23 protein-coding genes are annotated in these 26,885 nt (G+C 72.3%); 12 read left to right on the forward strand and 11 right to left on the reverse strand.

Annotation, left to right across the window (positions count from 1 at the left end):
- The 3 genes from EDF50_RS14825 to EDF50_RS14835 all read left to right on the forward strand — a co-directional run bounded on the left by EDF50_RS14825 (position 1) and on the right by EDF50_RS14835 (position 5,330).
- The gene (locus tag EDF50_RS14825; protein ID WP_123520277.1) at positions 1-1,197 is read left to right on the forward strand and encodes a phosphotransferase family protein; all 1,197 of its coding nucleotides are present in this window, start codon (positions 1-3) and stop codon (positions 1,195-1,197) included.
- A 118-nt stretch (positions 1,198-1,315) separates the two neighbouring features.
- Positions 1,316-2,788, forward strand: a complete 1,473-nt coding sequence (locus EDF50_RS14830; RefSeq protein ID WP_123520369.1) for an FAD-dependent oxidoreductase — start codon at positions 1,316-1,318, stop codon at positions 2,786-2,788.
- Between the two features lie 409 nt (positions 2,789-3,197).
- Positions 3,198-5,330: a DEAD/DEAH box helicase gene (locus EDF50_RS14835; protein ID WP_123520278.1), complete on the forward strand. Its 2,133-nt coding sequence runs from the start codon at positions 3,198-3,200 to the stop codon at positions 5,328-5,330.
- A gap of 55 nt (positions 5,331-5,385) precedes the next feature.
- On the opposite strand, the gene EDF50_RS16725 is transcribed toward EDF50_RS14835, so the two are convergent.
- Positions 5,386-6,339, reverse strand: coding sequence for a hypothetical protein (locus EDF50_RS16725; protein WP_158612741.1), 954 nt, complete (start codon positions 6,337-6,339; stop codon positions 5,386-5,388).
- A 153-nt stretch (positions 6,340-6,492) separates the two neighbouring features.
- Between EDF50_RS16725 and EDF50_RS14850 the strand changes: the two genes are divergently transcribed.
- Positions 6,493-6,888, forward strand: a complete 396-nt coding sequence (locus tag EDF50_RS14850; RefSeq protein ID WP_123520281.1) for a VOC family protein — start codon at positions 6,493-6,495, stop codon at positions 6,886-6,888.
- Positions 6,889-6,978: 90 nt separating this feature from the next.
- On the opposite strand, the gene EDF50_RS14855 is transcribed toward EDF50_RS14850, so the two are convergent.
- Both EDF50_RS14855 and EDF50_RS14860 read right to left on the reverse strand, forming a co-directional pair.
- A complete protein-coding gene (locus EDF50_RS14855; protein ID WP_233570664.1) occupies positions 6,979-8,022 on the reverse strand; it encodes an NAD-dependent epimerase/dehydratase family protein in 1,044 nt (347 codons plus the stop codon).
- Positions 8,023-8,030: 8 nt separating this feature from the next.
- Positions 8,031-8,303, reverse strand: coding sequence for a mycoredoxin (locus EDF50_RS14860; protein WP_071257214.1), 273 nt, complete (start codon positions 8,301-8,303; stop codon positions 8,031-8,033).
- A gap of 83 nt (positions 8,304-8,386) precedes the next feature.
- Between EDF50_RS14860 and EDF50_RS14865 the strand changes: the two genes are divergently transcribed.
- Positions 8,387-10,144 carry a pyruvate dehydrogenase gene (locus EDF50_RS14865; RefSeq protein ID WP_123520282.1) on the forward strand — a complete coding sequence of 586 codons (1,758 nt, stop codon included), beginning with the start codon at positions 8,387-8,389 and terminating at the stop codon, positions 10,142-10,144.
- Between the two features lie 98 nt (positions 10,145-10,242).
- Here EDF50_RS14865 and EDF50_RS14870 read toward each other — a convergent pair whose 3' ends face one another.
- Entirely contained in the window at positions 10,243-11,598 is a 1,356-nt protein-coding gene (locus tag EDF50_RS14870; protein ID WP_123520283.1) for a phosphotransferase, read from the reverse strand.
- A 75-nt stretch (positions 11,599-11,673) separates the two neighbouring features.
- On the opposite strand from EDF50_RS14870, the gene EDF50_RS14875 reads away from it, so the two are divergent.
- Entirely contained in the window at positions 11,674-13,284 is a 1,611-nt protein-coding gene (locus EDF50_RS14875) for a CYTH and CHAD domain-containing protein (protein WP_123520284.1), read from the forward strand.
- Positions 13,285-13,409: 125 nt separating this feature from the next.
- Here the strand turns inward: EDF50_RS14875 and EDF50_RS14880 are convergent, their stop codons facing one another.
- The 5 genes from EDF50_RS14880 to EDF50_RS14900 all read right to left on the reverse strand — a co-directional run bounded on the left by EDF50_RS14880 (position 13,410) and on the right by EDF50_RS14900 (position 17,388).
- Complete coding sequence (locus tag EDF50_RS14880) at positions 13,410-13,985, reverse strand: DUF1697 domain-containing protein (RefSeq protein ID WP_158612742.1); 576 nt, start codon at positions 13,983-13,985, stop codon at positions 13,410-13,412.
- On the reverse strand, positions 13,955-16,063 hold the full coding sequence (locus EDF50_RS14885; protein WP_123520286.1) for a S9 family peptidase: 2,109 nt from the start codon (positions 16,061-16,063) through the stop codon (positions 13,955-13,957). The genes EDF50_RS14880 and EDF50_RS14885 overlap by 31 nt, the downstream gene beginning before the upstream one ends.
- Positions 16,064-16,083: 20 nt before the next feature.
- Positions 16,084-16,362, reverse strand: a complete 279-nt coding sequence (locus EDF50_RS14890; RefSeq protein WP_148076849.1) for a hypothetical protein — start codon at positions 16,360-16,362, stop codon at positions 16,084-16,086.
- 92 nt (positions 16,363-16,454) lie between these two features.
- The gene (locus tag EDF50_RS14895) at positions 16,455-16,985 is read right to left on the reverse strand and encodes a hypothetical protein (RefSeq protein WP_043596432.1); all 531 of its coding nucleotides are present in this window, start codon (positions 16,983-16,985) and stop codon (positions 16,455-16,457) included.
- 49 nt (positions 16,986-17,034) lie between these two features.
- Positions 17,035-17,388, reverse strand: a complete 354-nt coding sequence (locus tag EDF50_RS14900) for a hypothetical protein (RefSeq protein WP_233570665.1) — start codon at positions 17,386-17,388, stop codon at positions 17,035-17,037.
- A gap of 102 nt (positions 17,389-17,490) precedes the next feature.
- On the opposite strand from EDF50_RS14900, the gene EDF50_RS14905 reads away from it, so the two are divergent.
- Both EDF50_RS14905 and EDF50_RS14910 read left to right on the forward strand, forming a co-directional pair.
- Positions 17,491-17,988 (forward strand): 8-oxo-dGTP diphosphatase, encoded by a 498-nt coding sequence (locus EDF50_RS14905; protein ID WP_123520288.1) that lies wholly within the window; start codon positions 17,491-17,493, stop codon positions 17,986-17,988.
- A gap of 129 nt (positions 17,989-18,117) precedes the next feature.
- Positions 18,118-18,417, forward strand: a complete 300-nt coding sequence (locus EDF50_RS14910; RefSeq protein ID WP_123520289.1) for a hypothetical protein — start codon at positions 18,118-18,120, stop codon at positions 18,415-18,417.
- A 245-nt stretch (positions 18,418-18,662) separates the two neighbouring features.
- Here EDF50_RS14910 and EDF50_RS14915 read toward each other — a convergent pair whose 3' ends face one another.
- Positions 18,663-20,012 carry an ABC transporter permease gene (locus EDF50_RS14915; protein ID WP_123520290.1) on the reverse strand — a complete coding sequence of 450 codons (1,350 nt, stop codon included), beginning with the start codon at positions 20,010-20,012 and terminating at the stop codon, positions 18,663-18,665.
- An 82-nt stretch (positions 20,013-20,094) separates the two neighbouring features.
- Entirely contained in the window at positions 20,095-21,843 is a 1,749-nt protein-coding gene (locus EDF50_RS14920) for a sodium:proton antiporter (protein WP_123520291.1), read from the reverse strand.
- Between the two features lie 144 nt (positions 21,844-21,987).
- Between EDF50_RS14920 and EDF50_RS14925 the strand changes: the two genes are divergently transcribed.
- The 4 genes from EDF50_RS14925 (at position 21,988) to EDF50_RS14940 (ending at position 26,834) form a co-directional block, all read left to right on the forward strand.
- Positions 21,988-23,547, forward strand: coding sequence for a carboxylesterase/lipase family protein (locus tag EDF50_RS14925; RefSeq protein ID WP_123520292.1), 1,560 nt, complete (start codon positions 21,988-21,990; stop codon positions 23,545-23,547).
- Between the two features lie 121 nt (positions 23,548-23,668).
- Complete coding sequence (locus tag EDF50_RS14930) at positions 23,669-24,949, forward strand: inorganic phosphate transporter (RefSeq protein ID WP_123520293.1); 1,281 nt, start codon at positions 23,669-23,671, stop codon at positions 24,947-24,949.
- On the forward strand, positions 24,949-25,158 hold the full coding sequence (locus tag EDF50_RS14935; protein ID WP_123520294.1) for a hypothetical protein: 210 nt from the start codon (positions 24,949-24,951) through the stop codon (positions 25,156-25,158). The genes EDF50_RS14930 and EDF50_RS14935 overlap by 1 nt, the downstream gene beginning before the upstream one ends.
- A gap of 158 nt (positions 25,159-25,316) precedes the next feature.
- Positions 25,317-26,834, forward strand: a complete 1,518-nt coding sequence (locus tag EDF50_RS14940; RefSeq protein ID WP_123520295.1) for an aspartate ammonia-lyase — start codon at positions 25,317-25,319, stop codon at positions 26,832-26,834.
- Positions 26,835-26,885: the final 51 nt, after the last annotated feature.

Here is a 26,885-nt window from a genome sequence, read left to right on the forward strand (position 1 = left end):
GTGTGGCCCAACTCCGCCGAGGTGCTCCCCGCCGCGTTCGCGAACTCGGGGCTGACCGTCGTCGCCTTCCGAGCCCACTCGGTCGAGCCCTCGGGCGCCGGGTTCCTCTACGGCTACGAGGTCGACACGGTCGACCCCGCCGGCGGGGCGTCGACCGTGCTCACCTTCATCGACACCGACACGAGGGCCGTCGACGGCTCCTCCGTGCTCACCCGCGATCCCGTCACCGGACAGCCGCTCGCGGTCTGGGCCTACCCGGCCGACCCCATGCTGCCGGCGCTCGCCGGGGCCACGTACCCCGACCGCGTGGCCGACGCGCTCGCGGCCCTCGGTGTCGTCGTGACCGAGCCGCGGCTGAGCGTCGCGGCGTACCGGCCGGGCAAGCGGGCCGTGATCCGACTCGACGCGGCCGAGACGACCGTCTTCCTCAAGGTGGTCCGGCCGGACCGTGTCGGGCCGATCGTCGCCCTGCACGAGTCGTTCCGGATGCAGGGACTGCCCGTGCCGGCCGTGCTCGCGTCCCGACCGGACGGCCTGTTGGTGCTCGAGCGCGTCCCGGGCGTCCCGGCCGGCCGGCGCGTCGTCGAGCTCGCCGACGACCCCCGCTTCGTCGAGCAGATGGTCGACCTCGGCACGCGCATCGCCCGGGTCGACGTGACCGCTCGGGCACAGTCCGACGCCCTCGACCACGGGGCCTGGCACCGTTCGACGTTGCGCGCCGCGCTGCCCGACCGGGCGACCGAGATCGACCGTCTCTACGACGAGATCGACCGACGCCGCGCCTCCATCGCCTCGGACGTCCTGACCGTGATCCACGGTGACCTGCACCTCGAGCAGCTCTTCGTGCACCCGTCCGAGCCCTGGCGGGTCACCGGGCTGCTCGACGTCGACACCGCGGGGCTCGGGCACCCGGCCCGCGACGCCGCCGCCCTCGTCGCCCACCTGGTCGTCACCGGGCAGTGGCATCGCGGCAACGGGGACGAGGCGGAGGCCCGGGCCTGCGAGCGCCTGGCCGACGACGTCACGAGCGCCTGGGTCGAACGCATGCCCGGCCTCGCCGACCGGCTCGCACCCGGCGTCGCGTCGCAGCTGCTCGCCCACGCCGGAGGACAGGCCACGCTCGGCACCGACACCGGCCGCCGCAAGGCCGTTCAACTGATCGGCGCGGCCGCGGGCACCCTCGCCCGCCCCGCCTGACCCGTCGCGCGCCTCCCCGGTCCGACCGGGGCGGACAACTCGACCGGAGGAGACACACGGAGCGGTGGACGGGCCTACCGTGGCGCGCAGCACCCGTCCGCGCACCCCGGAGGCCCCCATGCCGTCACCCTGGCTCGACGCCGCGCCCGACGTCACGACCGACAGGATCGACCCCGAGACCCTCTACGACGACGTGATCGTCGGCGGTGGCCTGACCGGACTGGTCACCGCCCTGCTCTTCGCCCGGCGCGGCCACCGCGTCGCCGTCCTGGAGGCGCGCTCGGTGGGCAGCGTCGCGAGCGGCAGCGGCACGGCGTCGATGTCACTGCTGCAGGGCAAGCAGCTCCAGCGCATCCGCACGAACACCTATCAGAGCGTCGTGGACGCCTACGTCGCGGGCAACCGGGCGGGCTTCGACTGGATGGTCGACTACCTGGACGAGGCCGGCGTCGAGGTCGAGCGCCGGGACGCGTTCAGCTACGCGACGACCCGCGGCGGGATCGCCACGGTGGACGACGAGTACCTCGTCGCCCGCAAGGCCGGTCTACCCGTCGTCAAGGAGTTCGGCCTCGACCTGCCGTTCGGCACCACGGGCGGTCTGCGGCTGCCCGAGCAGGCGCAGTTCGACCCGATGCAGGCGATCGCCGCGCTCGTGGCGGACGTCCGGGCGCTCGGCGGCATCGTCGTCGAGGGGGTGCGCGTCACCGGGGTCGACGCGTCGAGCCCCGCGGTGACCCACAGCGACGGCCCCGACGTCCGCAGCCGCCGGGTGCACGTCACGACCGGCAGCCCGGTGCTGGACCGCGGCCTCTACTTCGCCAAGTTGCGCAGCGAGCGCTCCTACGGCCTCGCCTTCGACGGCGCGGACGACCTGCCCGACGGCATGTACCAGGCGGTCGACGGGCCCACGCGGTCGTTCTCCGCGGTGGGCGACCGCCTCGTGACCGGGGGCAACCGGCACCCGGTGGGCCGCGCCTCCTCGACGACAGCGCTGGTCGACGACCTCGTCGACTGGACGACGCGCCACTGGCCCGGTGCCCGGCTGACCCATTCGTGGAGCGGCCAGGACTACGGCACGCCGCACCACGTGCCCTTCGTCGGCTGGCTGCCCCGAGGTCGTGGGCGCATCTACCTCGCGACCGGTTACGAGCACTGGGGGCTGACGAATGCGGTCCAGGCGGCGATGACCCTCGTCTCGGACGTGCTCGGCGACCCGCAGCCGTGGATGACCACGCTGCACAAGCGGGTCACCACGCCGATCGCGATCGCGTCCGGCATCGGGATCAACGCGGCCGACGCCTGGTGGGCGGCCAAGGGCTGGGCCGGCGCGATGAGCAACCGGCTGGTCGCCGTGGCACCGGCCGAGGGGCAGGGCGAGGTCGGTCGCTCGGGCGGCTTCGCCCCGGTCGCCCGCTCGACCGTCGACGGCGAGGTCTGCACCGTGTCGGCGATCTGTCCGCACCTCGTCGGCATCGTCGCCTGGAACGACTCGGAACGGTCGTGGGACTGCCCGCTGCACGGCTCGCGCTTCGCCGCCGACGGCAGCGTGCTCGAGGGCCCCGCGACGCGCGGACTGCGCCGCCGCGGCTGACGCCTCCCGATCGACGCGCCGCGAGGGGCCCGCCGCGGACCCGCCGTCACCGGACCGCGAGACACGAGGAGGCGCTGGTGGCGTAGCGGCGCGTCGTACGCGTAAACTGTCCCCAGCTTCACCGCCCGGGTGTTCTCCGGTCCGCGCCTCCTCCGGTGCGAGTCGACACCTCGGCGTGACGGGGCTTCGGGGCACGTGCCGTCGTCGGACTGCCCGCCACGAAGGTCGCCCGTCACGAAGCCGGTACAGCTGTCCACCGCGCGGCACCCCCGCCCCGCACGCATCCGGCGCGACCGTCTCGGTCGCCGTCCGTCCGGGTCGCCGAGCCTCTCGGTGCCCCGCGCAGCACCCACCGCCGACATGGCGGCACAGCACCGTCGACGTCCCGCGTCGACCACGAGGAGGAGCCTTGGCTCGACCAGGCCAGCGTCAATCGGGTGGCACCCGCACCGCCCAGCGTCCGAACCGTCGCCGCGAGGTCGACAACGACGGGCTGATCCCCGTCCTGGCCCGTGCCGTGCGTGAGGTCGAGGCCGCCGCGCAACGCGGTCAGGTCAAGCCCTCGAGCCGCACCAAGTTCCAGGTCATCGCCCTGCTCATGCGTGAAGAGCGGGCGCGGGTGAAGGTCGACAAGGACATCAGCGAGTCCGAGCGAGCCGAGCAGATGAAGCGTCTCGACGGCGTCGCCCAGATCCTCGCCAAGACCGCCGCCCGCGACACGTCGCTGATCACCTTGCTGGGCGAGGCGGCGACCGTCAGCGAGGCCGCCAAGACCCTCAAGCGCGACATGCAGATGTCGGCCGGTCTCGAGCTCGAACCCGAGCAGCAGATCATCGTCACCGAGGCCGCACCCGTGGCCGTGGCCTCCGAGCGGCAGGTGGTGCCGCAGTCGGTCATCTCGCGTCAGCTGGCGAACCCGTTCCTGCCGCCCGACTTCGCGCTCGCCGAGGTCGCTCGTGAGGCACACCCGCGTCGACTCGCCAACTGGGAGCTCTTCGGCCCGCTGTTCAAGTCGTTCGAGTACGGCGCCGGCGGCGGCTCGGCCTGCATGCCGCTGCCCGAGCCGACCACCGTCGACGCACCCGCGGGCGCGACCCTCATGCACCACCAGGCTCAGCTCGTCGAGTCCGCGCGCCAGGGCCACCGCACCTACCTGCTCGCCGACGAGCCCGGCCTCGGCAAGACCGCGCAAGCGCTGCTCGCCGCGCAGGCGGCGTCCGCCTACCCGCTGCTCGTCGTCGTGCCGAACGTCGTCAAGACCAACTGGGCCCGTGAGGTGCAGCTGTGGACGCCGACGCGTTCGGCGACCGTCATCCACGGCGACGGCGAGAAGCTCGACGCGTTCGCCGACGTCGTCATCGTGAACTACGAGGTGCTCGACCGTCACGTCGGCTGGCTCGGCGACCTGGGCTTCAAGGGCATGATCGTCGACGAGGCCCACTTCATCAAGAACAAGGAGTCGCAGCGCTCGCGTCACGTGCTGCAGCTCGCCCAGCGCATCCGTGCGCGCACCGCGCACCCGTTGCTGATGGCGCTGACCGGCACGCCGTTGATCAACGACATCGAGGACTTCCGCGCCATCTGGGAGTTCCTCGGCTGGATCGGCGACAAGAAGCCGAACGCCGAGCTGATGGAACGTCTCGAGGAGGTCGGCCTGACGCCCGCCGACCCCGGGTTCTTCTCGTCGGCGCGCGAGATCGTGATCGACCTCGGCATCGTCCGCCGCAAGAAGGTCGACGTCGCCTCCGACATCCCCGCCCGCCGCATCGCCGACCTGCCGGTCGAGCTCGACGACGAGGTGGGCCGCTCGATCCGCGACGCCGAGCGTGAGCTCGCCCGCCGCATGGTGCAGAAGTACCGCACCGCGCTCAGCACCCGCACGTCGGGGGTCCGGGTCGAGGGCATCGACCACGACCTCGTCCGCCAGGTCGCCAAGTGGGAGCTCGAGGACGCCAGCGCGTCGAGCACGGGTGAGAACGTCTTCAGCATGGTGCGCCGCATCGGTCAGGCGAAGGCCGGCCTCGCGGCCGACTACACGGCGCAGCTGGCCCGCAACGTCGGCAAGGTCGTGTTCTTCGCCAAGCACATCGACGTCATGGACGTCGCCGAGGCCACCTTCGCCAAGCGCGGCATCAAGTACTCGTCGATCCGAGGCGACCAGACCCCGGCCGTCCGTCAGCGGCAGATCGACGCCTTCGTCGACGATCCCGAGGTCGAGGTCGTCGTCTGCTCGCTCACGGCGGCCGGCGTCGGGCTCAACCTGCAGGTCGCGTCGAACGTCGTGCTGGCCGAGTTGTCGTGGACGGACGCCGAGCAGACGCAGGCGATCGACCGTGTGCACCGCATCGGTCAGGCAGAGCCCGTCACCGCGTGGCGCGTCATCGCGGCACAGACGATCGACACGAAGATCGCCGAGCTGATCGACAGCAAGGCCGGTCTCGCCGCCCGCGCGCTCGACGGTGACGACTCCGAGGTCGTCGACTCGGCCGACGTGCAGCTCTCGGCCTTGGTCGCCCTGCTCACCGACGCCCTCGAGGCCTGACCCGGCTTCACCCCGCCGCCTCGCAACGCACCGCGTTTCGTGCACGGCACCGTGACTAGTCAAGGTGCCGTGCACGATTCGCGGTGTGGACGCGTGGGACGCCCGCTCGCTCGAGCCGCGTGACGATCCGCTGCGGTCGCGCGAGGTCGCGCCAGATGGTGCGTGTCACCCGGTTCACGTAAGGCAGACTCCTCAGCCGGTCTTCACGGACCTTCTCGAGGACCACGATCTCCTCCGCTGTACGCCCCTGCCGCATCTCGCGGTCGAGGTACTTCACGAATCCGTCGAACTCGTCGTACACGCCGTACGCCTCCCACCCGAAGTCGGTGTAACCGATGAGCCCCTCGTCGTCGACGTGCCGGTCCTGCAGACGGGGTGTCGGGAATCCGAGACCGTCGAGGGCGACCCGGTAGACCGATTCGCCGGCGGAACCGGCCAAGGGGCTGGCGAACTCGGCGACCCAGGAGGCGCGGGTCGAGCCCCGGACACGGTCGCGTCCCAGCAGGCATGCCTGGTACTCGTCCAGCGTGCACAACCGACGTCGCAGGCAGTGGTCGAGGACGGCCACGGCTTGGCTGCGCGTCGCGGTCAGGGCGACGTCCACGGCGGTCCGGGCCGGCGTGGTCACGAAGAGACCCCGATGACGGGTGATCTCATCCGACGGCAGCCGTGCCGCATGCCTCGTCACGTGCGCACCCGTGTGGGTCCGCGTGCGCGACGGGTCGGTCGTCGAGACGCGGGCCAGCGGCGGGCCCAGCACCGGCATGCCCCACACGGCGGCCGCCGAGGTGTGAGACACGACGACCTCGTCGCGCATCCGGCCGACCGCGGCCACCGTTCGGAGGGCGTGGCGCTCCTCCCGACGCAGGCCGCGCCAGGCCGCCGACTCGACGTAGCGCCCCGGCGCGACACGCACGAGTTCGCCACGTGCGTGGGCACGGCGTTCCGTCGGGTCGTCGAACCGTGACCGGATGAGGAAGGAACGGAGGTCTGGTTCGTCGGTGGGCACGCGTCGATCGTCTCGGGCGCCGGAGGACTCCGACATCGAATCGGGCCGCCCTGTGGACGGATTCGGGGGACGACTGAGCGGGGGACGAGAGGCCCCTCCCAGGACACGCGAGTTCGGTGGCGGGAGAACACCCGACCACCGAAGGAGCACTCCATGCCCGAACTGTCCGGCTACGCCCACGTCGCCATCACCGTCTCCGACCTCGACACCAGCCTGGCCTTCTACGAGAAGCTGCTGGGCGCCGGCCCGGTCGGCCGCATCGAGCTCGACGGACTGGACCGTCGCATCTTCTCCGTCGGCAACGGCCAGATCCTCGGGGTGACGGCTTACACCGACGGGTCGTCCGCGACGTTCGACCCGACCGTCCCCGGGCTCGACCACATCGGCCTCGCCGTCAGCGACCGCGACGGCATCGTCGCCTGGCAACAGCACGCGACGTCGGTCGGCATCGAGTCCGACCTGCAGGACGTCGACTTCGGCCACGCCCTGATGATCAAGGACCCCGACGGCAACCAGATCGAGTTCTTCGCCCCACCCGCACAGAGCTGACCCGGGCCGCCTGCCGGGATCGCACCGCGTCTCGTGCGCCGCGCCGCGACTAGATGGTGTGTGCTGCACGAAATGCGGTGCGGTGCGGCGTCAGCGGCGGCGGTCGCGGGCGGCGACGAGCAGGTCGCGTTCGTCGGCGGACGTCAACCCCGCGCCGTGGGGGCCGACCGGGCCGGGACGCGAGAGCTCCCAGGCGAGGACGTCGCGCAGCGTCTCGTCCACGGGGCGCGGCACGAGGCCCGCGGCCCGGCCCGCGCCTCCTGACCGCGAGCCGAAGCCGGCATGCGTGCTGACGGGCACCCAGAGCGGCATCGACCGGGGCCCGGCCCAGGGGTTCACCTCGTGGGCCTCGAGCCAGGCCTCGTCGACGGGCACGATCTCGCCCGTGTGGCCGGAGACCCGCCGAGCCGCGGCGAGGTGGTCGGTCAAGGACTGCCGGTCGCCGACCGCGTCGTACGTCCCCGAGAGGCCTCGTTCGACCGAGACCACGATCCAGGTCGCCAGGTCGCGCACGTCGACGGGCTGCACCTCGAGTCCGGGGACGTCGGGCACGAGCACCGGGTCGGACCCGGAGGCTCCGGCGCCCCCGGCGAAGCGGAGCGGCCACCATCCCGTTCGACCCGTGTGGTCGCCAGGGCCGCCGATCAGGCCGGCCCGCACGATCAGCGACCGGTCGGCGCCGAACGCCCCGACGACGGCACGTTCGCCGGCGACCTTCGACCCGCCGTAGTCCGACTCGTCGGCGTCGACGAGGGCGGCCGATTCGTCGCCCCCGGTCGTGGCGGTGTCGTCGTAGACGCTGACGCTCGACACGAAGGCGAAGGAGGCGCTGGCCGGCTCGAGGACCGCGACGGCCTCGCGGACGTGCGACGGGTCACGGCTCAGGTCGACGACCGCGTCCCAGCGTCGCCCGTCGGCGATCACGGGGTCGTAGGCCCCGGAGGCGCTCCGGTCGGAGCCGACGAAGACGGCGCCGTCGGGGACCGTGCCGGACGATCCACGGGCGAGGCAGGTGACCTCGTGGCCGCGACCGAGGGCGGCCGAGGCGATCTCACCACCGAGCCAGGCGGTCCCGCCCAGCACGAGCAGTCGCAGGGGCCGGGGCGCCCCGGCGGGCGTGGCCAGGGAACTCACGACGGCGGTCAGAGCCCGAGCTTCGCCTGCACGTCGGCGAGCGACGGGTTCGTCGCCGTCGAGCCGTCGGGGTAGACGATCGTCGGCACGGTCTGGTTGCCGCCGTTGGCCTTCTCGACGATCTCGGCCGTGCCGGGCACCTCTTCGATGTTGACCTCGGTGAAGGCGATGCCCTGCTTGCCGAGTTGCTGCTTGAGTCGGGCGCAGTAGCCGCACCACGAGGTGCTGAACATGGTGATGCTGCCGGACTCGGGGACGTACGTGCTCGCGATGTCGCTCATCATCCCAGGCTAAGCCCGGTCGTCGGTGAGCGCCGGGGGAGTTGGCTGGGAGGCGTACCAGCACGCTCCACGAAGGGAACACCATGGCAGACACGGTCGCCGACCAGATCATCGCCCAGCTCGTCACCGCCGGGGTCCGCCGCATCTACGGCATCGTCGGGGACAGCCTCAACCCCATCGTCGACGCCGTGCGTCGCACCGGTGGTTCGGCGAAGGGCGGGATCGACTGGATCCACGTCCGCAACGAGGAGGCCGCGGCGTTCATGGCCTCGGGCGACGCCCAGATGAGTGGCGAACTCGCCGTCTGCGCCGGGTCGTGCGGGCCGGGCAACCTGCACCTGATCAACGGCTTGTACGACGCCCACCGCAGCCGCGCCAAGGTCCTGGCCATCGCGAGCCACATCCCGAGCACGATGATCGGTTCGGACTACTTCCAGGAGACGCACCCCGACCGCCTCTTCGTCGAGTGCTCGGGGTACACCGAGATGATCTCGACGGCCGAGCAGTCGCCGACGGTGGTCGCGAGCGCGATCCGGCACACCCTGGCGGGCGAGGGCGTCAGCGTCATCACTCTGCCGGGCGACGTCGCCGAGCTCGAGGCGGGCGGCAAGGTGCCTGCCTACGTCAGCGTCCGCCCGCCCGAGCTCGTGCCCGACCGGCACGACGTTCAGGCCCTGGCCGACGCGATCGACCGGGCCGACACCGTGGCGTTCTTCGTCGGTGAGGGCGGCCGCGGTTCGCACGACGAGATCATCGCGCTGGCCGACGTCGTGGGCGCCCCGATCGGGCACAGCCTGCGCGGCAAGGACGTCATCCAGTACGACAACCCGTTCGACGTCGGCATGACCGGCCTGCTGGGCTACGGGGCCGCCCACGCCGGCATCCACGACGCCGACCTGCTCGTGCTGCTCGGCACCGACTTCCCGTATCCGCAGTTCCTGCCGGACGCCTCGAAGGTGACCATCGCGCAGGTGGACGTCGACGCCGCCGTCATCGGTCGTCGCGCCGACGTGCAGGTGCCCGTGCACGGCGCGATCGCCCCGACCCTCCGGGCGCTCATGCCGCTGGTGACCCGTAAGGAGAACCGGAAGTTCCTCGAGAAGACGCTCAAGAAGCACGAGAAGCTGATGACCGGGGCCGTCGGGGCCTACACGAAGAACGTCGAGAAGATGCGGCCGATCCACCCCGAGTACGCGGCCTCGTTGCTCGACGAGGTCGCCGCCGACAACGCGATCTTCACCGCCGACACGGGCATGGGCAACGTCTGGGCCGCCCGGTACGTCACGCCGACCCCTCGCCGCCGCATCTTCGGCTCGTACCTGCACGGCTCGATGGCCAACGCCCTGCCGCACGCGCTCGGCGCGCAGATGGCGTACCCCGACCGCCAGGTCGTCTCGATCTCGGGCGACGGCGGGCTGTCGATGCTGATGGGTGAGCTCGTCACGGCGCAGATGTACCAGCTGCCCGTCAAGATCGTGGTGTTCAACAACTCGACGCTCGGTCTCGTGAAGCTCGAGATGCTGGTCGACGGATTCCCCGACTTCGGCGTCGACGTGCCCTACACGGACTACGCGGCCGTCGCGCGGGCGATCGGCATCCACGCCGTCCACGTCGACGATCCCCGCGACCTCCGGGCCGCGTACGAGGCGGCCTTCGAGCACGACGGCCCCGCGCTCGTCGACATCGCGACCGATCCCAAGGCGCTGTCGCTGCCGCCGACGATCACGGGCGCGCAGGTCAAGGCCTTCTCGCTGGCCATGTCGAAGATCGTCATGAACGGCGGGGCCGGCGAGGCCGTGGCCATGGCGCGGTCGAACCTGCGAAACGTCCCCCGACCCTGAGGCGGCGGCCGCGCCTCCTGCACCTCGCCCTCGTCGACGAGAACTCAGGAGGCGCGGTGCCGGACCGCCGGGACGCCCGGCGACCCGACCCGCCCGGCTCAGCCGGCGGCGGGGGCGCTCCGCGCCGCGAGACGGGCCACCGCCGCGAGCGGGATGTCGATCCAGTCGGGCCGGTTGCGGCTCTCGTAGATCGCCTCGTACACGGCCTTGTCGATCTCGAACGCATCGAGGAGGGCACGGGCGGCCCGCACGTCGACACCGGACGAGGCCACGTAGCCGTCGACGAACGCCCGGCGCGCGTCGTGCGCCCAGGCCTTCGCGTCGACCGGGACGGCCTCCTGGGCGAGGGACCCTGCCACGTAGTCGAACGACCTCAGCATGCCGGCGATGTCACGGATCGGCAGGTCGGGTCGCGAGCGTTCGGGCATGGGGCGGAGGGGCTCGCCCTCGAAGTCGATCAGCATCCAGCCGCGCTCGGGCGACAGCAGGGCCTGTCCGAGGTGCAGATCGCCGTGGATGCGCTGCAGGTCGGGCCAGTGCAGGTGCTCGGCGGCGTCGTAGACCGCTCCGATGGCGTCGGCGTGCTCGGCGATCTGCGGCACCTCGCGCGCCGCGGTCGTGATGCGGCGACGCATGCTCGTCAGGGCCCCGGCGATCTCGTCACCACCGGCGGGGACCGTGCCGAGGTCGGCGGCGAGGGTCGCGTGGACCTCGGCCACCGCCACGCCGAGCGCGTGCGCCTCGGCGGTGAAGTCGGTGCCGTCGGCCGCGGCGGTCAGCGCCACGCGCCAGGCGTCCTCGAGACCCGGCAGGAACTCCTGCGAGAAGGCGAGGTGGCCGGTGGCGGTGCCGCCGTCGCGCCCCACGTCGGGCCAGGTGGCCCGCAACGAGCCGAACGACGAGGGGACGTGCGTCGATCCGCCCCGGGTGAGGGCGGCCTGGGTGGTGACGTCGGGGTTGTCGCCGTGGTGCAGCACGCGGAAGACCTTCGCGATGACCTGGTCGACCGGACCGCCCTCGACGTCGTAGACGATCGACGTGTTCGACTGCTCGCCCGAGAGGACGCGCGACCGGCGCACCTGCCCGGGGTCGACGATGCGCGTGCCGTCCACGGTGACGTCCGCACCGACGACGTGCGCCTCGGCGGACATCGAGCGCAGCAGCTCACGGGCGTAGGCCGGGTCGTGCGGTCCGTCGTAGAGGTAGCGGCCGTCGGCCGAGCCGATGAAGGCCGCGTCGCCACCGGGCAGGGGAGTCGCACGACTGACGAGCGGCACCTGGTACAGGACGGGGACGTCCGCGGCCTCGTCGATGATCAGCAGCGTCATGGCGAGGGCGTCGTCCACCTCGGCCTCGAACGACCCGATCACCCGCAGGGCGGGCGTGCGGCCCTTCGTCGCGTACCAGCGCTGACGCGCCATCCATCCGGCAAGACTCGGGGCCACGTCGCTCATGCGACGACCCTACGCCGGGCCGACCTGCGAGGCCCGGCAGGCGGCCGGCCAGCCCCCTCGACTAGAACGGAGGGCATGAGCTCCGCATCCCCCCGCCGCACCGAACAGACCGAGATCGAGCGCAAGTACGACGTCCACGAGAGCGCCGGCGTGCCCGACCTGGTCGGAGCCGGTGGCGACGGCGAACCCGACGCGCTCGTCGTCGGCGGTGCCGAGCACGACGACCCCGTCGAGCTCGCCGCGACCTACTGGGACACCGTCGACCACACCCTGCTCGGGGCCCGGACGACCCTCAGGAGGCGCGAGGGAGGTGGCGACGCCGGTTGGCACCTCAAGCTGCCGCCGTCGGCCGGCACGTCCGGTCGCCGCGAGGTGCACTGGCCGCTCGGCGACCCCGACGAGCCGGTGCCGGACGCCCTCCGACGCCTCGTCGAGGCGCGGCTGCGTGGCCGGCCCCTCCATCCCGTCCTCCGTCTCGAGACGACGCGCACGACGACCCGGCTGCTCGACGGCTCGGGTCGCGACGTGGCCGAGCTGGCCGACGACGTCGTGCGGGCCTCGAACCCCGACACCGCCGTGCTGCGCACCTGGCGCGAGTGGGAGGTCGAACTGGCGTCGGGAGTCGACGGCGCCGAGGGTGAGCGACTGCTCGACGCGGTCGCCGAGCGGCTCGAGGCCGCCGGGGCGTCGGTGTCGTCGTCGAAGTCGAAGCTTGCCCGTGGGCTGGGCTCGGAGCCGGCGGGCGGCCGATCCCCGTCGGGCGGCGGCACGGGCGGGGTCGACCCGTCGACGTCCTCGTCCGCCAGGGCCCCGAAGAAGAACTCGGCGGCGGCCTTCGTCGCCTCCGCCGCGGCGGGCCTGCGCGACGAGCTGCTCGCGATCGACGCCGCCGTGCGGGACGACGAGCCGGACGCGGTGCGCCGGCTCCGGACGACGACGCGGCGGCTGCGCGCCCTCCTGACGGTGTGGGACGACGTCCTCGACCCCGGGCTGGCCGCGACCGTCGTGGCGGGTGCGGTCCACGTCGGCCACGTGTCGGGGGCCGCGCGCGACGTCGAGGTGGCCCGGGGGCGGGTGGCGACCCGCGCCTCCTCGGCTCCGACGGGGTTCGTGACCGTCCAGGCCACGGGACGGCTCGAGGTCGGGCTCGGCGAACGCCTCGGCGAGGCCGTCGGCGACGTGCGACGCCTGCTCGACTCGGGCACCTGGTTCGATCTGCTGGACGCGGTGGACGCGCTCGTGGCGGCTCCGGCGACGGGGGACCACGCGGCGGACCCGGCGGTCGAGCTCTCGGCCGCGAGGCTGCAGGCCGAGCGGAAGCGCACGAAGCGGGTGGTCCGAGCGGGGCTCGCGGCCCTGGACGCGACGGACCACGAGAGCGGCGTGGAGGCCCTCGCCGCCCTGCACGACGCCCGGAAGGCGGCTCGACGGTTGAGGTACGCCCTCGAGGCCGACCGGGTCCGCAGCGGATCGGGTCGTGGCCGTGCCCGTCGTGCCCGGGCCGTGCAGGAGGCGCTCGGCGAGCACCGGGACGCCCTCGCCGCGGTGCGCACGCTGCGGGAGGTCGCGGCGGTCGCGCACCGGGCGGGCGAGGACACGTTCGGTCACGGCGTGTTGGCCACCCTCGAGGTCGCCCGGGCCGACGACGCCCTCCGCCGCTTCCGCCGCGCGGCCCGACGACTCTGACCGCGGGGCCGGGCAGCGGGCCGGACCCGACATCCGCCGCTCGACACGCTGTGCCTCTGGGGACATGAGCGGCGTGTCGGCGCCTGGTGGTCGCGATCTGCACAGGCCCGAGGTGCGGGACGAGGTCAGGCCGGGCGGCGGGCGAGCAACGCCTCGAGCTTGCGGACGGTGGCGTCGTTGCGGGCCGTGACCGGGGTCGGCAGGCCGCGCCACCACGCGCCGGGCACCCGAGAGGCGAGCACCCCGGCGGGCAGCCACTGGTACACGGCGTCGGGGGTGACCACGAGTTCTTCGTCGCCCAGGTCGACGTCCGGAGGCGCGACCCCGTCGAGCGCGCCGGGCACCCCGGCGAACGCCACCGACAACAGCTTCGGCTCGCGCCCGTCGTGACGTAGCGGGTTCGCCGCGGCCAGCACGCCGAACCGCTCGGCGGGGATCAGCACCAGGTCGGCCTCGACACCGGTGGCCAGAGCGATGGCCGCCCGCAGTCCCGTCGCGGTGTCGGGGCCGGGTGGCGACGCCGCGCCGAAGACCAGGTTGCCGCTGTTCAGCAGGGTCTCGGGGCGCTCGAAGCCGAGCTCGGCGGCCACGCGGCGTAGGTCGGCCATGGCCACCCGTTTGGCCGTGCCGACGTTGACGCCGCGCAGCAGGGCGACGAGCTCCACGACGGTCAGGCGCGCCCGAGCACGTCGAGGATCCACGCGATCTCGAACGCCCGTTCGCGCCAGGACTCGTACCGGCCGCTGACGCCGCCGTGCCCGGCCGACATCTCGGTCTTGAGCAGCACCGGCGCGCCGACCTCACGCAGCCTCGCGACCCACTTGGCGGGCTCGACGTAGAGCACGCGGGTGTCGTTGATCGAGGTCACGGCGAGGATGCGCGGGTACGTCACGTCGTCCCGGACGTTCTCGTACGGGCTGTAGCCGCGCATGTACTCGTAGACCTCGGCATCGTGCAACGGGTCGCCCCACTCGTCCCACTCGATCACGGTGAGCGGCAGGTCGGGGTCGAGGATGCTCGTCAGGGCGTCGACGAACGGGACGGCCGCGACGATGCCCGCGAACCGGTCGGGGGCTATGTTCGCGACGGCACCCATCAGCAGCCCGCCCGCGCTGCCGCCCTCGGCCACCATGAGCTCGGGCGTCGTCCGCCCCTCCGAGATCAGGTGGTCGGCGACCGCGACGAAGTCGGTGAAGGTGTTCTTCTTCGTCAGCGTCTTGCCGTGCTCGTACCACGATCGGCCCAGCTCGCCCCCGCCGCGGACGTGAGCGACGGCGAACACGACACCGCGGTCGAGCAGCGACAGCCGGGCCACGCTGAAGCCCGGGTCGATGCTGTGCTCGTACGAGCCGTAGCCGTAGAGGTGCAGCGGCGACGGTCCGTCGGCGGGGACGGCGTCCCGACGCCAGACGAGCGAGACGGGCACGCGCGTGCCGTCGGTCGCCGTCGCCCACTCCCGGGCCTGGTCGTAGTCCGCCGGGTCGTAGCCGCCGAGCACGTTCTGGCGTTTCAGCAGGTGACGCTCGCCCGTGCGCACGTCGAGGTCGTAGACCGTCGACGGCGTGACGAACGAGGTGTAGCCGAAACGGACGGTCGGCTGCTCGAACTCGGGGTTGCCGCCCACGCCGGCGGCGAACAGCGGCTCGTCGAACCCGACCTCGGCGACCTCGCCGTAGCCGTCGGGGCCGAGCGGTACGACGGCGAACCGCGGCAGGGCGTCGCGGCGGTACTCGACCACGAGGTGGCCGGCGAACGCGTCGACCGATTCGAGCCGGACGGAGGCGCGGTGCTCGACGATCACGCGGCGGTCGGTCCTCGAGGTGGGGTCGTCGGCGGGAACGTCGACCAGCTCGAAGTTCTCGGCACCGTCGTTGTGGACGATCAGGAGGCGATCGCTGCCGGCGACGATCGCGTGCTCGACGTCGTACTCGACGCCCTCGCGGCGCGGCCAGACGACGCGGAACTCGCCGGTCGGGTCGGCCGCGTCGAGCAGCCACGTCTCACTCGTGATCTTCGAGCCGACGTCGACGACGAGGTACTGACGGCTGCGGGTGAGCCCGACGCCGATCCAGTAGCGGTCGTCGGTCTCGGTGAACACGGTGACGTCGTCGCCGGGCTGCCCGACCTCGTGACGCCAGATGGTGTCGGGCCGCCAGGACTCGTCGACGGTGGGGTAGAAGACGAAGCGGCCGGTGGCGTCGAACAGGGCTCCGGCGGCCGTGCCGGTGACCACGTCGTCGAGGTCGCGGCCGGTCGTCAGGTCGCGGATGCGCAGGGTGTAGCGCTCGTCGCCCTCGACGTCGACCGCGTAGGCGAGCAGCGAGCCGTCGGGTGAGACGTCGAAGCTGCCGATCGAGAAGAAGTCGTGTCCCTCGGCCTCGACGTTGCCGTCGAGCAGGACCTGCTCGCCGTCAGCGGCCGTGCCGGCTTCGATCGACGGGGGCGTCCAGTCGTCGGGCCCCGAGATCGGCGCACGGCAGTGGATGCCGTACTGCTGCCCCTCGGCCGTCCGCGAGTAGTACCACCACGAGCCCTCACGGACGGGGACCCCGAGGTCGGTCTCTTGCACCCGACCCTTGATCTCGTCGAAGACGGTCCGTCGCAGATCGGCGAGGTGGGCCGTCTCGGCCTCGGTGTGCGCGTTCTCGGCCTCGAGGTGCGCGACGACCTCGGGGTCGTCCTTCGCACGGAGCCACTCGTAGTCGTCGACGAAGTCGTGACCGTGGTGCGAGCGGGTGACGGGCTTCTGGGGGGCGCGGGGAGCGGGAACGGAGGCCATCACCCGAGCCTAACGGCGGCTCAGATCGAGCGATCGCTCGCCGTGATGCCGCCGAAGGCCGGCACCTCGGGGTACTCGTCCGAGGCGACGTGCACGTCGGCCGGGTCGGGCGCCTCGCCCTCGCGCGCCTCGTCCACGGCCTGCTCAGGCGTGCCGGCCTTCTCGGCGGCCGACTCGGAGTGCGTGCCGCGGACGGTGTACGTCGCGTCGACGTCGTGCCCGGCGGGGTCGGGCGCGGCCGACGCGCCGTCGCGGGGTGCCGTGGTGTCGGGAGTCGTGGTCTCGTCGCGGTCGCTCATGTCGGGGACGCTACCCGCGCCTCCTCGGCGTCGCCCGGCCGGCCCGTCGGTCGTCGGCCGGCCCTGCCGCGGCTCACCCATCAAGCCGACGGTCAGTCGTCGACCGGCAAGGCCGTGGTCGGTGCCGTGAGCCCCTGCACGGTGGCTCCGAGGTGCGCCTCGCCGGGTTCGAGGTCGGAGATGGAGCGGCGGTCGGAACGCAGCCGGCGCACCGAGGCGTTCAGGCGCGCGTGCAGCTGCATGAGGTGCAGCCGGTAGCGCTCGGGCGCGTCGTCGCTGTCGTCGAGGAAGGTGTTGCAGGCGAGGGTCATCTCGTTGAGCACGGGCAGGGCCGACGAACGCGGGCGGAGCGCTCGCCGCGCCCGTCGGATCTCGCCCCGCAGGGCCGAGATCGAATGGCGCGCCTGCTCGTAGACCGGGTCGAGGGCTCGTGGGTTGGGGCTGAGCCGCGGGGCCACGCGTCGCAGCACGCGCCGGAAGTGGATCTCGGTGATGAGCTCGTTGAGGGCCGACGCCTCGCGACGACGCGACTCGATCAGCCGCACGAGCAGGTTCGACGCGAACGCCGCCCCGGCACCCACGAAGGCACCCACGGTCACCGTCACGACGTCCCACCAGCTCATGGGGTCACGCTACGGCGCACCACCGACAACCGGGTCGCGGGTGCGGCGGTCAGTGCGAGGCGTCGTCCAGCCGCCCCATGAGCGACCAGACGGCCCGCGACAACTCGGGGTGCCAGAGCGCGATGGTGCGCAGGTAGCCGAGCTCGTCGGCGAGCCCGAGCCCCGTGGCGGTCGGCACGCCGTCGGAGCCCAGGGCGTCGGCCCGCAACGAGATGACGACCTGCTCGTCGACGGTGGGCAGCCCGGGAATGACGTCCCAGGGGTCCTCGCCGTTGCGGCAGCGCAGTTCGATGAGGGCGGCGAGCTCGTCGTGTGCCTCGGCGCGCAGCACCTCGAGGCTGCGACCGGCGCCGCGGAACTCGGGCCCGGGGCGTCGCCTCCCGCTCGATCGTGCGTCGGACATGCCGACGAGCCTACGCGCGAGCCGCCGAGCCGTTCCCGGGGACGCGCCCCGCGCCTCCTGCCGTCCGCCGTGGGGCGGGACGGCAGCCGATAGCCTTCCGGCATGCCGGTCTACCGCGTCTGCGTCACCTACTTGTTGCGAGAGCACGAAGGGCGTCTCGAGGTGCTGTTGGGCCGCAAGAAGCGTGGACTCGGCACGGGCCGCTGGGTCGGGCTCGGCGGCAAGCTCGAGCCGGGAGAACGCGTCGAGGAGGCGGCGGTCCGCGAGGTCGCGGAGGAGAGCGGGGTCGAGGTGGCCGCCTCCGATCTCGACCGACGGGGCGATCTGCTCTACCTGTTCCCGCACCGTGAGAGCTGGAGCCAGCGGTCGACGGTGTTCGTGGGCACCCGGTGGCAGGGCGAGCCGGTCGAGAGCGACGAGCTGGCGCCGCGGTGGTTCGGTCTGGACGACCTGCCCCTCGACGAGATGTGGGACGACGCGTCGCGCTGGCTGCCCGGAGTGCTCGCCGGGGGACGAGTCGCCCGGACGTTCGTGTTCGCGGCGGACCTCGCGACGGTCGCCTCCGAGGGGTCGCTCCCCGAAGGACACGCCGGCCCCTAGGGGCTTCGTGTCCCGACGGGTGCCCCTCGCAGAGGGGGGCGCGGCCGACGAGCGTTCCCCCTATCGTCGATTTCGAGATGGTTTCCGGGGGACACCCCCGCCGTCCGACGGAACTTCACGGGGAGCGACATGACCAGCTACGACGGCCTCACGACGACCCCGTTCCGGGCGCTGGACGGCGCCCCCCAGGCCGTCCGGGCCCGCTCGATGCCCATCTGGCTTCCGGCCGTCGCCTGGGCCCTCGGCCTCGTCGCGGTGGTCATGGGTGCGGCCTTCGGGGGCACCCTGCTCGCCCTGTCGAGCCTGGGGATCGTCGCGCTCGTCGCGGGGATGGCCGCGACGGCCGCACGGTGGCACCGCGTCGAGCGCCTCGCGGCCGTCGAGCTGGCCGAACGGCGTGCCTCGGCCGCCGAGACCCGACTCGTCTGAGCGGTCCCTCGCCCAGGAGTCCTGCCTCTCGTCGCGCAGCCCCCGACGGCGCACGGCCCGGAGTCGGCCTCCGCGCCGTGCCCTGGTCCGGGACAGGCCCGCGCGCACGAAGAAGTCGACGACGCCCGTGAGCGCGGCGCCGACGACCGCGATCCAGGCGTACCCACGAAGCGTTCGGCGACGTCGGGACCGCACTGCGGTGCCAGCGTGACCGAGAGGCGGTCACGAGGGTCGAGGGTGCCGCCTCAGCCCGTCGTGCCGTGGTCGTGACCGGGACGCGCCGCCTCGACCCGATCGGTCGACACGACGCGGACGGGTCGCGTCGACAGCTCGTCGTTCTCGAGCCCACCCGGTGCGCCGAGGAACATGTCGCCGCGTTCCCCGGGATCGCCGAGGTCATCGCGCTCGCCCGCCGGGATCGTGTTGATCGTGCCCGTGTCGGTCGCCACCAGGCCGTGCCGGGCGAGCACCTCGTCGCGCTCGGCCGTGAGGAACTCACGGTTCGCGTTCTGGGCGTCGGCGAACATCGTGGTGCGGCCCGACACGATGCGGGCGATGCGACGGTTTTCCCACCACCGCTTGCCCACGACCATCAGGACGACGCCGAGCGCGGCGTAGCAGAGCATCATCGTGACCCCGCGGCCGTACCCGGGGCCCACGCCGTAGAGCACGCGCTTGAGCATCTCGGTGATGCCGCTGCCGACCACGACGGCGTTGAGCCAGGCGAACGGCTGGGGCATGAACCACGCGGGGTACGCGGCACCGGACGACGGCATCGACAAGAAGACGAAGACGATCATGGCCGGCAAGGCGACAAACCGCCCCACGAAGTAGCTGATGCCGTTGACGGCGAGGCCGATGGCGATGATCCAGGCCCAGGCGATGAAGAAGAGCGGCACGAAGTGCCCGTCGACGGCCCCGATCACCGGCCCGGCGAGCACGTTCGTCACGAGCGAGATGACGCCGCCCCCGACGCCGATGACGGTCATCCGGGTGCGGTGACGGAGCGGGGCGCCCATCAGCCCGATGAACATGGCGACCATGTAGCCGCCGATGCACCACGAGAGCATCAGGTACATCGACACGGTGCCGTACTCGTCGTTCGCCGGCAGTGGCGCCAGGTCGGTGACGGTGGGCGTGACGCCCCCTGCCTCGAGCACCGGCGTGATCGTCGCGGGGATCAGCGCGGCGACCTGGTACTGGTGGGCGCTCGCCGTGTAGATCGTGGTGTCGGCGGGGTCGTAGGCCACGGCGACGTGACCGGCGAGCACCGCCTGCTCGGCCTCGTCGGCCGAGCCGTACGCGCGGACGTCGATCACACCGGGGCGGGCATCGTCGAGGCCCGTCTGCAGGTCGGCGGCGACCGACGACGATCCGACGACCGCGACGGGGACGTCGTGCGGGTGGGGCGCGTGGAAGGCCGCGATGTAGCACAGGCAGAAGCCGACGATGAAGAAGAGCGGCAACCAGAGCTGCAGACCGATCAACTGCAAGGACGGGTGGAGCGTCGAGTACCACCGGCGGTAGCGACCGAGCTCGGGCTTCGGGGGTCCGCCCACGCCACCGGTCGTCGCCTGGTTCGTCGTGGTCGCCACCGTCCCGTGCCCTCCTGCTCTGCGTCGTCTCACCCTGTCACCGTCCCGCCACCGGTGCGGGTCACGATACGCCGAGGCGGCCTCACGACCTGGTGCTCGTGAAGGCCGAGGTGTCCATGGCGAGCTCCTCGGCGTCCAACCCGAGCAGAACGCGCCTCATGACCTCTTCGTCGAGGGCGCCGGCATCCCGCTCGCGCAGCACCACCTCGCGTCGCTTGGCGAGCAGTTCGCGCCGGATTGAGCCGAGTGCCTGGGGCGCGGCACGACGGCGCGCGCGCTGGGCGGCGGTCGCCCCCGAGGCGTCCCGTTCGTCGGCGTCGTCGAGGGCCGTGCGCTGCAGCGCCTCGTTCTGCCGCAGCAGCCGCGTCGTCGAGAGCTGGACGGCGCGCTCGGTGAGCTCGGGCCCCCAGCGCTTCTCCCAGTCGGCGCGACGCTCGGCGACGTGGGCCATGGTCTCGTCCGTGCTCGTCGCGAAGATCGCCAGCTCGGCGGCGAGGTCGCGGTCGCGCTGGGTGTCGTCGCGGACGCCGAGCACCCTGATGACGAAGGGCAGCGTCAGCCCCTGCAGCAGCAGGGTGCCGACCGTGACGATGAACGCGATGAGGAACATGGTGTCGCGCGCCGGCACGGGGATGCTCGACTCGGTGATCGCCGGGATCGACACTGCGGCCGCGAGGGTGACCACGCCCCGCATGCCGGTCCACGAGATGACGCTCAGCTGTCGCCAGTCCATGCGGGGCTGCGGGTGGTAGCGCACCGTCCGCAGCGCCGGCGCTCGCCGGAGTCGGCGGAGGGCGGGCACGCGCCGGAGCTTCCTCAGCACCGTCGAGAGGAAGAGGTACCGGCCGGCCCGGGCCGCGTAGTACGTGCCGAACACGAAGACCGGTCGCACGAGCACGACCACGGCCAGGACGGCGAGGGCGACGCCGACGCTCTGGCCGAGGCCGCGCTCGCTCTCGCTGACGTCGAGGACGACGGCCCGCAGCTGCAGGCCGATCAGTGCGAAGACGAAGCCCTCGAGCACCACGTCGGCCGCCGACCAGAACGGGCGTTCCTGCAGGCGGGTCGCGTAGCCCGTGCGCGGTGAGTTGAACCCGACGTAGAGCCCGGCGGCCACGACCGCGAGCACGCCCGAGCCGCTCAACTCCTCGGCGGCGATGTAGGCGATGAACGGCAACAGCAGCCCGATGACGTTCTCGACCACGGGGTCGTCGATGCGCATGCGCACCCGGTGGGCGACGAAGCCGAGGGCCAGACCCACCGCCACGCCCACGCCGATCGCGAGGCCGAAGATGCCGAGGTCGTCCCACAGCGTCAGGCTCGCGCCTCCCACGATCGCCAGGAACACCTTGACGAGGGTGAGCGACGCGGCGTCGTTGATCAGGCTCTCGCCCGACAGCACGGTCATCACCTTGCGCGGCAGTCCGAGCTTGCGGCCGATGGCGGCCGCCGACACGGCGTCAGGAGGCGCGACCACCGCCCCGACGAGGAGTGCGGCCGGGAGGGTCATGTCGGGGATCATCACGTAGGCGACGCCCCCGACGGCGAAGGCCGTGACGACCACGGCCCCCACGCCCAGACGCGCGATCTGGACGCGGCTCTCGCGGAAGTTCAGCAGGGAGACGTCGAGCGCCGCCGAGTAGAGCAGTGGGGGCAGGACGACGGTCAGGATGACCTCGGAGTCGATCTCGATGTCGGGAACGCCGGGGATCAACGAGACGAGCAGGGCGATGCCCACCGTCAACAGCGGGGCGGGCAGCCCCCGCCACCGGGCGAAGGCGGTCACGACGAGCGACCCGGTCAAGATGATCAGCAGCTCGCCGAGTTCCATGTGAGCAGGGCTCCGTCCAGTCGTCGCGGGCAGGCGGGTGTCGTGCACGCACTGCAAAGTTCACCCCATCCTCTCAGGCACCCCCTAGGAGAACGTCGGGTGAACGGCCCCGGTCCGTCGCAGGGCCCCCCGTAGCATCGCTGCGTGACCGCACAGCCCCGGGCGACCGTCCCGGCCCCCGACCTCGTCCGCTCCACCCGCTCGGGCGAGGTCCGAGGCGTGCGGGAGCGTGGCGTGCTCGCCTGGCGTGGCATCCCCTTCGCGGCGCCACCCGTGGGGCGCCTCCGGTTCCGGGCTCCCGAGCCGCCGGCGGCGTGGGCAGGAGTCCGCGACGCCGGCCGGTTCGGCCCCGCCGCCCCGCAGGACCGCGTGCAGTTCGTCGGCGTCGACGCGACCACGCCGCTGAGCGAGGACTGCCTCACGGTCAACGTGATCGCGCCCGACGGGACCGCGTCGGGCGACGGGCTGCCCGTCCTCGTCTTCATCCACGGAGGCGCGTACAGCGTGGGGTCGTCGCGAGAGTTCCCGAGACAGGGCGAGACGCTCGTCCGCGAGGGCGGCATCGTCTACGTCAGCCTCAACTACCGGCTGGGCGCCTTCGGTTACCTGGACTTCAGCCACTGGGCGACCGAGGACCGTCCGTTCGAATCGAACCTCGGGCTGCGCGACCAGGTCGCCGCCCTCGAATGGGTCCGCGACAACGTCGCCGCGTTCGGCGGTGACCCCGACCGGGTCACCGTCTCGGGCGAGAGCTCGGGCGGCAACGCCGTGACGACCCTCATGACGGTGCCGCGCGCTCGCGGCCTGTTCCGCGGGGTCGTCGCGCAGAGCGCACCGCCCAACGCGATCTACCCGCCGGACGTGACGCAGCGGTGGGCGGGGGAGTTCCTCGAGCTGCTGACCCACGACCTGCACGACGACGACCTCGAGGCCACGAGCGTCGACGACGCGGCAGCGTTGCTCGCCGTGGCTCCGACGACGGCCATCGTCCGGGCGGCGAGCCGTCTGCAACTGCGCACCCCCGACGACGATCCGGGCACGATCTGCTTCAGCCCGGTCATCGACGGCGACTTCCTGCCCGAACGACCGCTCGACGCCTTCAAGGCGGGCCGGGCCCACCCGGTGCCGTTGATCATCGGCACGAACGACCGCGAGGGGTCGGTGTTCACCGGTCGTCGCGACATCCTCGCGACGACCAAGCCGCGCATCCGGGCCATCTTCGCCGCCACCGAGAAGAAGGCCCGCAAGGCGATCCAGAAGCACTACCCGGGGCTACCCGCCCGACCCGCGGCCCTCGACTTCGGTGGCGACTACGCGTTCTGGTTCCCGAGCGTCAAGGTCGCCGAACGGCACGCGCTGCACCAACCCGTGCGTTTCTACCGCTTCGACGCGACGACGCGCATCCTGCGCGCGGCCGGGGTCGACGCGTTCCACGGTCTCGAGCTCTGGGCCATCTACGACCGCATGGGGTCCGCCTTCGGGTGGGCGATGAGCCTGCTGGGCGGGCGTCGGGCCTTCTTGCGCACGGCGGCACGGACCCGCTCGCGCTGGCTCGAGTTCGTCCGCACGGGCGCGGTGGCCGACTGGCCGACCTACGACCCCCACCGGCGGCGCACCCTGATCATCGACGCGCGTGACCGCGTCGAGCACGACCCGCGGGGCGAACGGCGACGGGCCTGGCAGGACTTCGTGCCACACGTCTGAGGTCGCGTCCGCGGCCGTGCCACAGCGGTGTCGCGGTGGGCGTCACCTGTCGTTCACCGGGATGTACCCCGGAGGTCACCGTCGAGTTGACCCGCGTTCACCCACCTATACACTCGGGCCGGTGGACATCACACTCATCGTCGTCCTGGTCATCGCACTGGCGCTCTTCTTCGACTTCACGAACGGGTTCCACGACACGGCCAACGCCATGGCGACCCCGATCGCGACCGGCGCGATGAAACCCAAGGTCGCCGTCACGGTGGCCGCGATCCTCAACCTGGTCGGGGCGTTCCTCAGCACCGAGGTCGCCAAGACCGTCTCGGGCGGCATCATCCGTGAGGGCGACGGCGGGGTGCAGATCACCCCCGAGATGATCTTCGCCGGCCTCATCGGGGCCGTCGTCTGGAACATGTTCACCTGGCTGAGGGGCCTTCCGTCGAGCTCGTCGCACGCCCTCTTCGGCGGCTTGATCGGTGCGGCGATCGTCGGCGCCGGCATGGGGTCGGTCGACTTCGGGGTCGTGCTGTCGAAGGTCGTGCTGCCCGCCCTGCTCGCTCCCCTGATCGCCGGGGTGGTCGGGTACACCGCCACGCGACTGGCGTACACGATCACCCGACGTCGCGACGACAAGAGCGAGCGCGGCGGCTTCCGGTACGGCCAGATCTTCACGTCGTCGCTGGTGGCCCTCGCGCACGGCACGAACGACGCGCAGAAGACGATGGGCGTCATCACGCTCACGCTGATCGCGGGCGGTCTGCTCACTCCCGACTCCGGCCCGCCCTTCTGGGTGGTCGTCGTCTGCGCCTTCGCCATCGCCCTGGGGACGTACACGGGTGGCTGGCGCATCATCCAGACGATGGGCGGCGGCCTGACCGAGGTCAAGCCCACGCAGGGCTTCTCGGCCGAGGCGTCGACGACCGCGACGGTGTTGGCCTCGAGCCACCTGGGCTTCGCGCTGTCGACGACGCAGGTCGCGAGCGGGTCGATCATCGGCGCCGGTCTCGGACGCCGCGGCTCGAAGATCCAGTGGGGCACGGCCGGCAAGATCGTCGTCGCCTGGTTCATCACGCTCCCCGCGTCGGCGGCGGTCGGTGCCGTGGCGGCCCTCATCGCCACGCTCGGCGTCACCGGGCTGGTCATCGACGCCGCCGTCGGCGCGGTGGTCATCGCCGGCATCTTCGTCCTCTCGCGCCGCCGACCGCACGATCAGGGATCGGCCATCGAGGTCGACGTCGCGGCCACCTCGGTGCTCTCGCGTCGTCGTGCCCGCCGGGCCGTCCGCAAGGGCCGCGTCGACACCCCGGCGTCCGGGGTCGAGGCCCCCTTCGTCCGCATGGACGACCCGCCCGAGCCCGTCCCCGCCCCGCGCGGCACGGCGGCGACCGACGACGAGGTGCGCTGATGATCGACTGGTCCGCCTTCGTCGTGGTGGCGCTCGTCGCGCTCTTCTCCGCCGCCGCCCTCGTGTCGCTCTATTCCCTCGGCCTGCGCCTCCTGACGGTCGAGGACCGGACGCCCGTCCGCACCGCCGCCGGGTACGCCTGCTTCGTCGTCTGTGCACTCGGTGTGCTGTACGGCATCTACCTGATCATCCCCGGCTTCCACCGCTGACCCGGCGGTCGCGTCTCGTCCCCCGGCAGCTCGACGGTCGCGGTCCGTGCCGGCCGCGCCTCCTCGAGATGCCCGGCCCGTGGCCCCGCCGGTAGGCTCGGCGGAAGCGTCCGGTCGACGACGACCGGGCCCCGACTGATGACGGAGGCGCACCACACGTGACGACCGAGACAACAGCACCGACCCGCACCGAGACCGATTCGCTGGGCAGCCGAGAGGTTCCCGCCGACGTCTACTGGGGCATCCACACCGCCCGGGCGCTCGAGAACTTCCCCATCTCGCAGCGGCCGATCTCGGTCTACCCCGACCTCGTCACGGCCCTCGCGCTCGTGAAGCAGGCGGCGGCCCGGGCCAACGTCGAGATCGGCGTCCTCGACCCGGTCAAGGCCGAGGCCATCGAGCGCGCCTGCGAAGAGATCCGCGGTGGCGCCCTGCACGACCAGTTCGCCGTCGGGGTCATCCAGGGCGGGGCCGGCACGTCGACCAACATGAACAGCAACGAGGTCATCGCCAACCGCGCCCTCGAGCTGCTGGGTCACGCCAAGGGCGAGTACCGCCACCTGCACCCGATCGACGACGTCAACCGCAGCCAGAGCACCAACGACACCTACCCCACGTCGATCAAGATCGCGATGGTGCTCACCCTGCGTCGTCTGCTGGTCGAACTCGACCTGCTGGCCGACTCGTTCGCCGCCAAGGGCGCCGAGTTCCACGACGTGCTGAAGGTCGGCCGCACCCAGCTGCAGGACGCCGTGCCGATGACCCTCGGTCAAGAGTTCACGGGCTTCGCGCACACCCTCGCCGAGGACGTCCAGCGCCTCCGTGACGTCGTGCCGCTGCTGGGCGAGATCAACCTCGGGGCCACCGCCATCGGCACGGGCATCACGGCCGACCCGCTGTACGCCGACGCCGTCCGTCGGCACCTCAGCACGCTCTCGGGCATGGACCTCGTCACGGCCCCCGACCTCATCGAGGCCACGAGCGACACGGGCGTCTTCATGACCCTGAGCGGCGCCCTCAAGCGCAGCGCCATCAAGCTCTCGAAGATCTGCAACGACCTACGACTGCTGTCCTCCGGCCCCCAGGCGGGCATCAGCGAGATCACGCTGCCGCCGCGCCAGGCCGGGTCGTCGATCATGCCGGGCAAGGTGAACCCCGTGATCCCCGAGGTCGTGAACCAGGTCGCGTTCTCCGTCGCCGGAGCCGACGTCACGGTCACCATGGCCGCCGAGGCCGGGCAGCTGCAGCTCAACGCCTTCGAGCCCGTCATCACGCACTCGGTCATGCAGAGCCTGCAGTGGATGACCTACGCCTGTCAGACACTGCGGGTCAACTGCGTCGACGGCATCGAGGCGAACCGTGCCCGCCTGACCCAGCAGGTCGAGACGAACGTCGGCAGCGTGACCGCCCTCACGCCCTACATCGGCTACACGGCGGCGGCGGCCATCGCCCACACGGCGCTGACGACGAACGCGGCGATCGCGCCGCTCGTGGTCGCCGCCGGTCTCATGACGGACGAGCAGGTGCGCAAGGTGCTCTCTCCCGCCCGCCTCTCCGGGCTCTCGCCCATCACCAGCGCGATCACGATCATCGACGTCGACGACCCCGCCGCGGCGGTGGCCCGGGCGGCCAACACGACGGGCGCCCGCAACCCGGGCGACGAGACCGCCGGCTGACGCGATCACCTGCCGGAGGCGCGGTGCCGGTCGACCGGCACCGCGCCTCCT

This window comes from Frigoribacterium sp. PhB24, assembly GCF_003755185.1.
Lineage (GTDB): Bacteria > Actinomycetota > Actinomycetes > Actinomycetales > Microbacteriaceae > Frigoribacterium.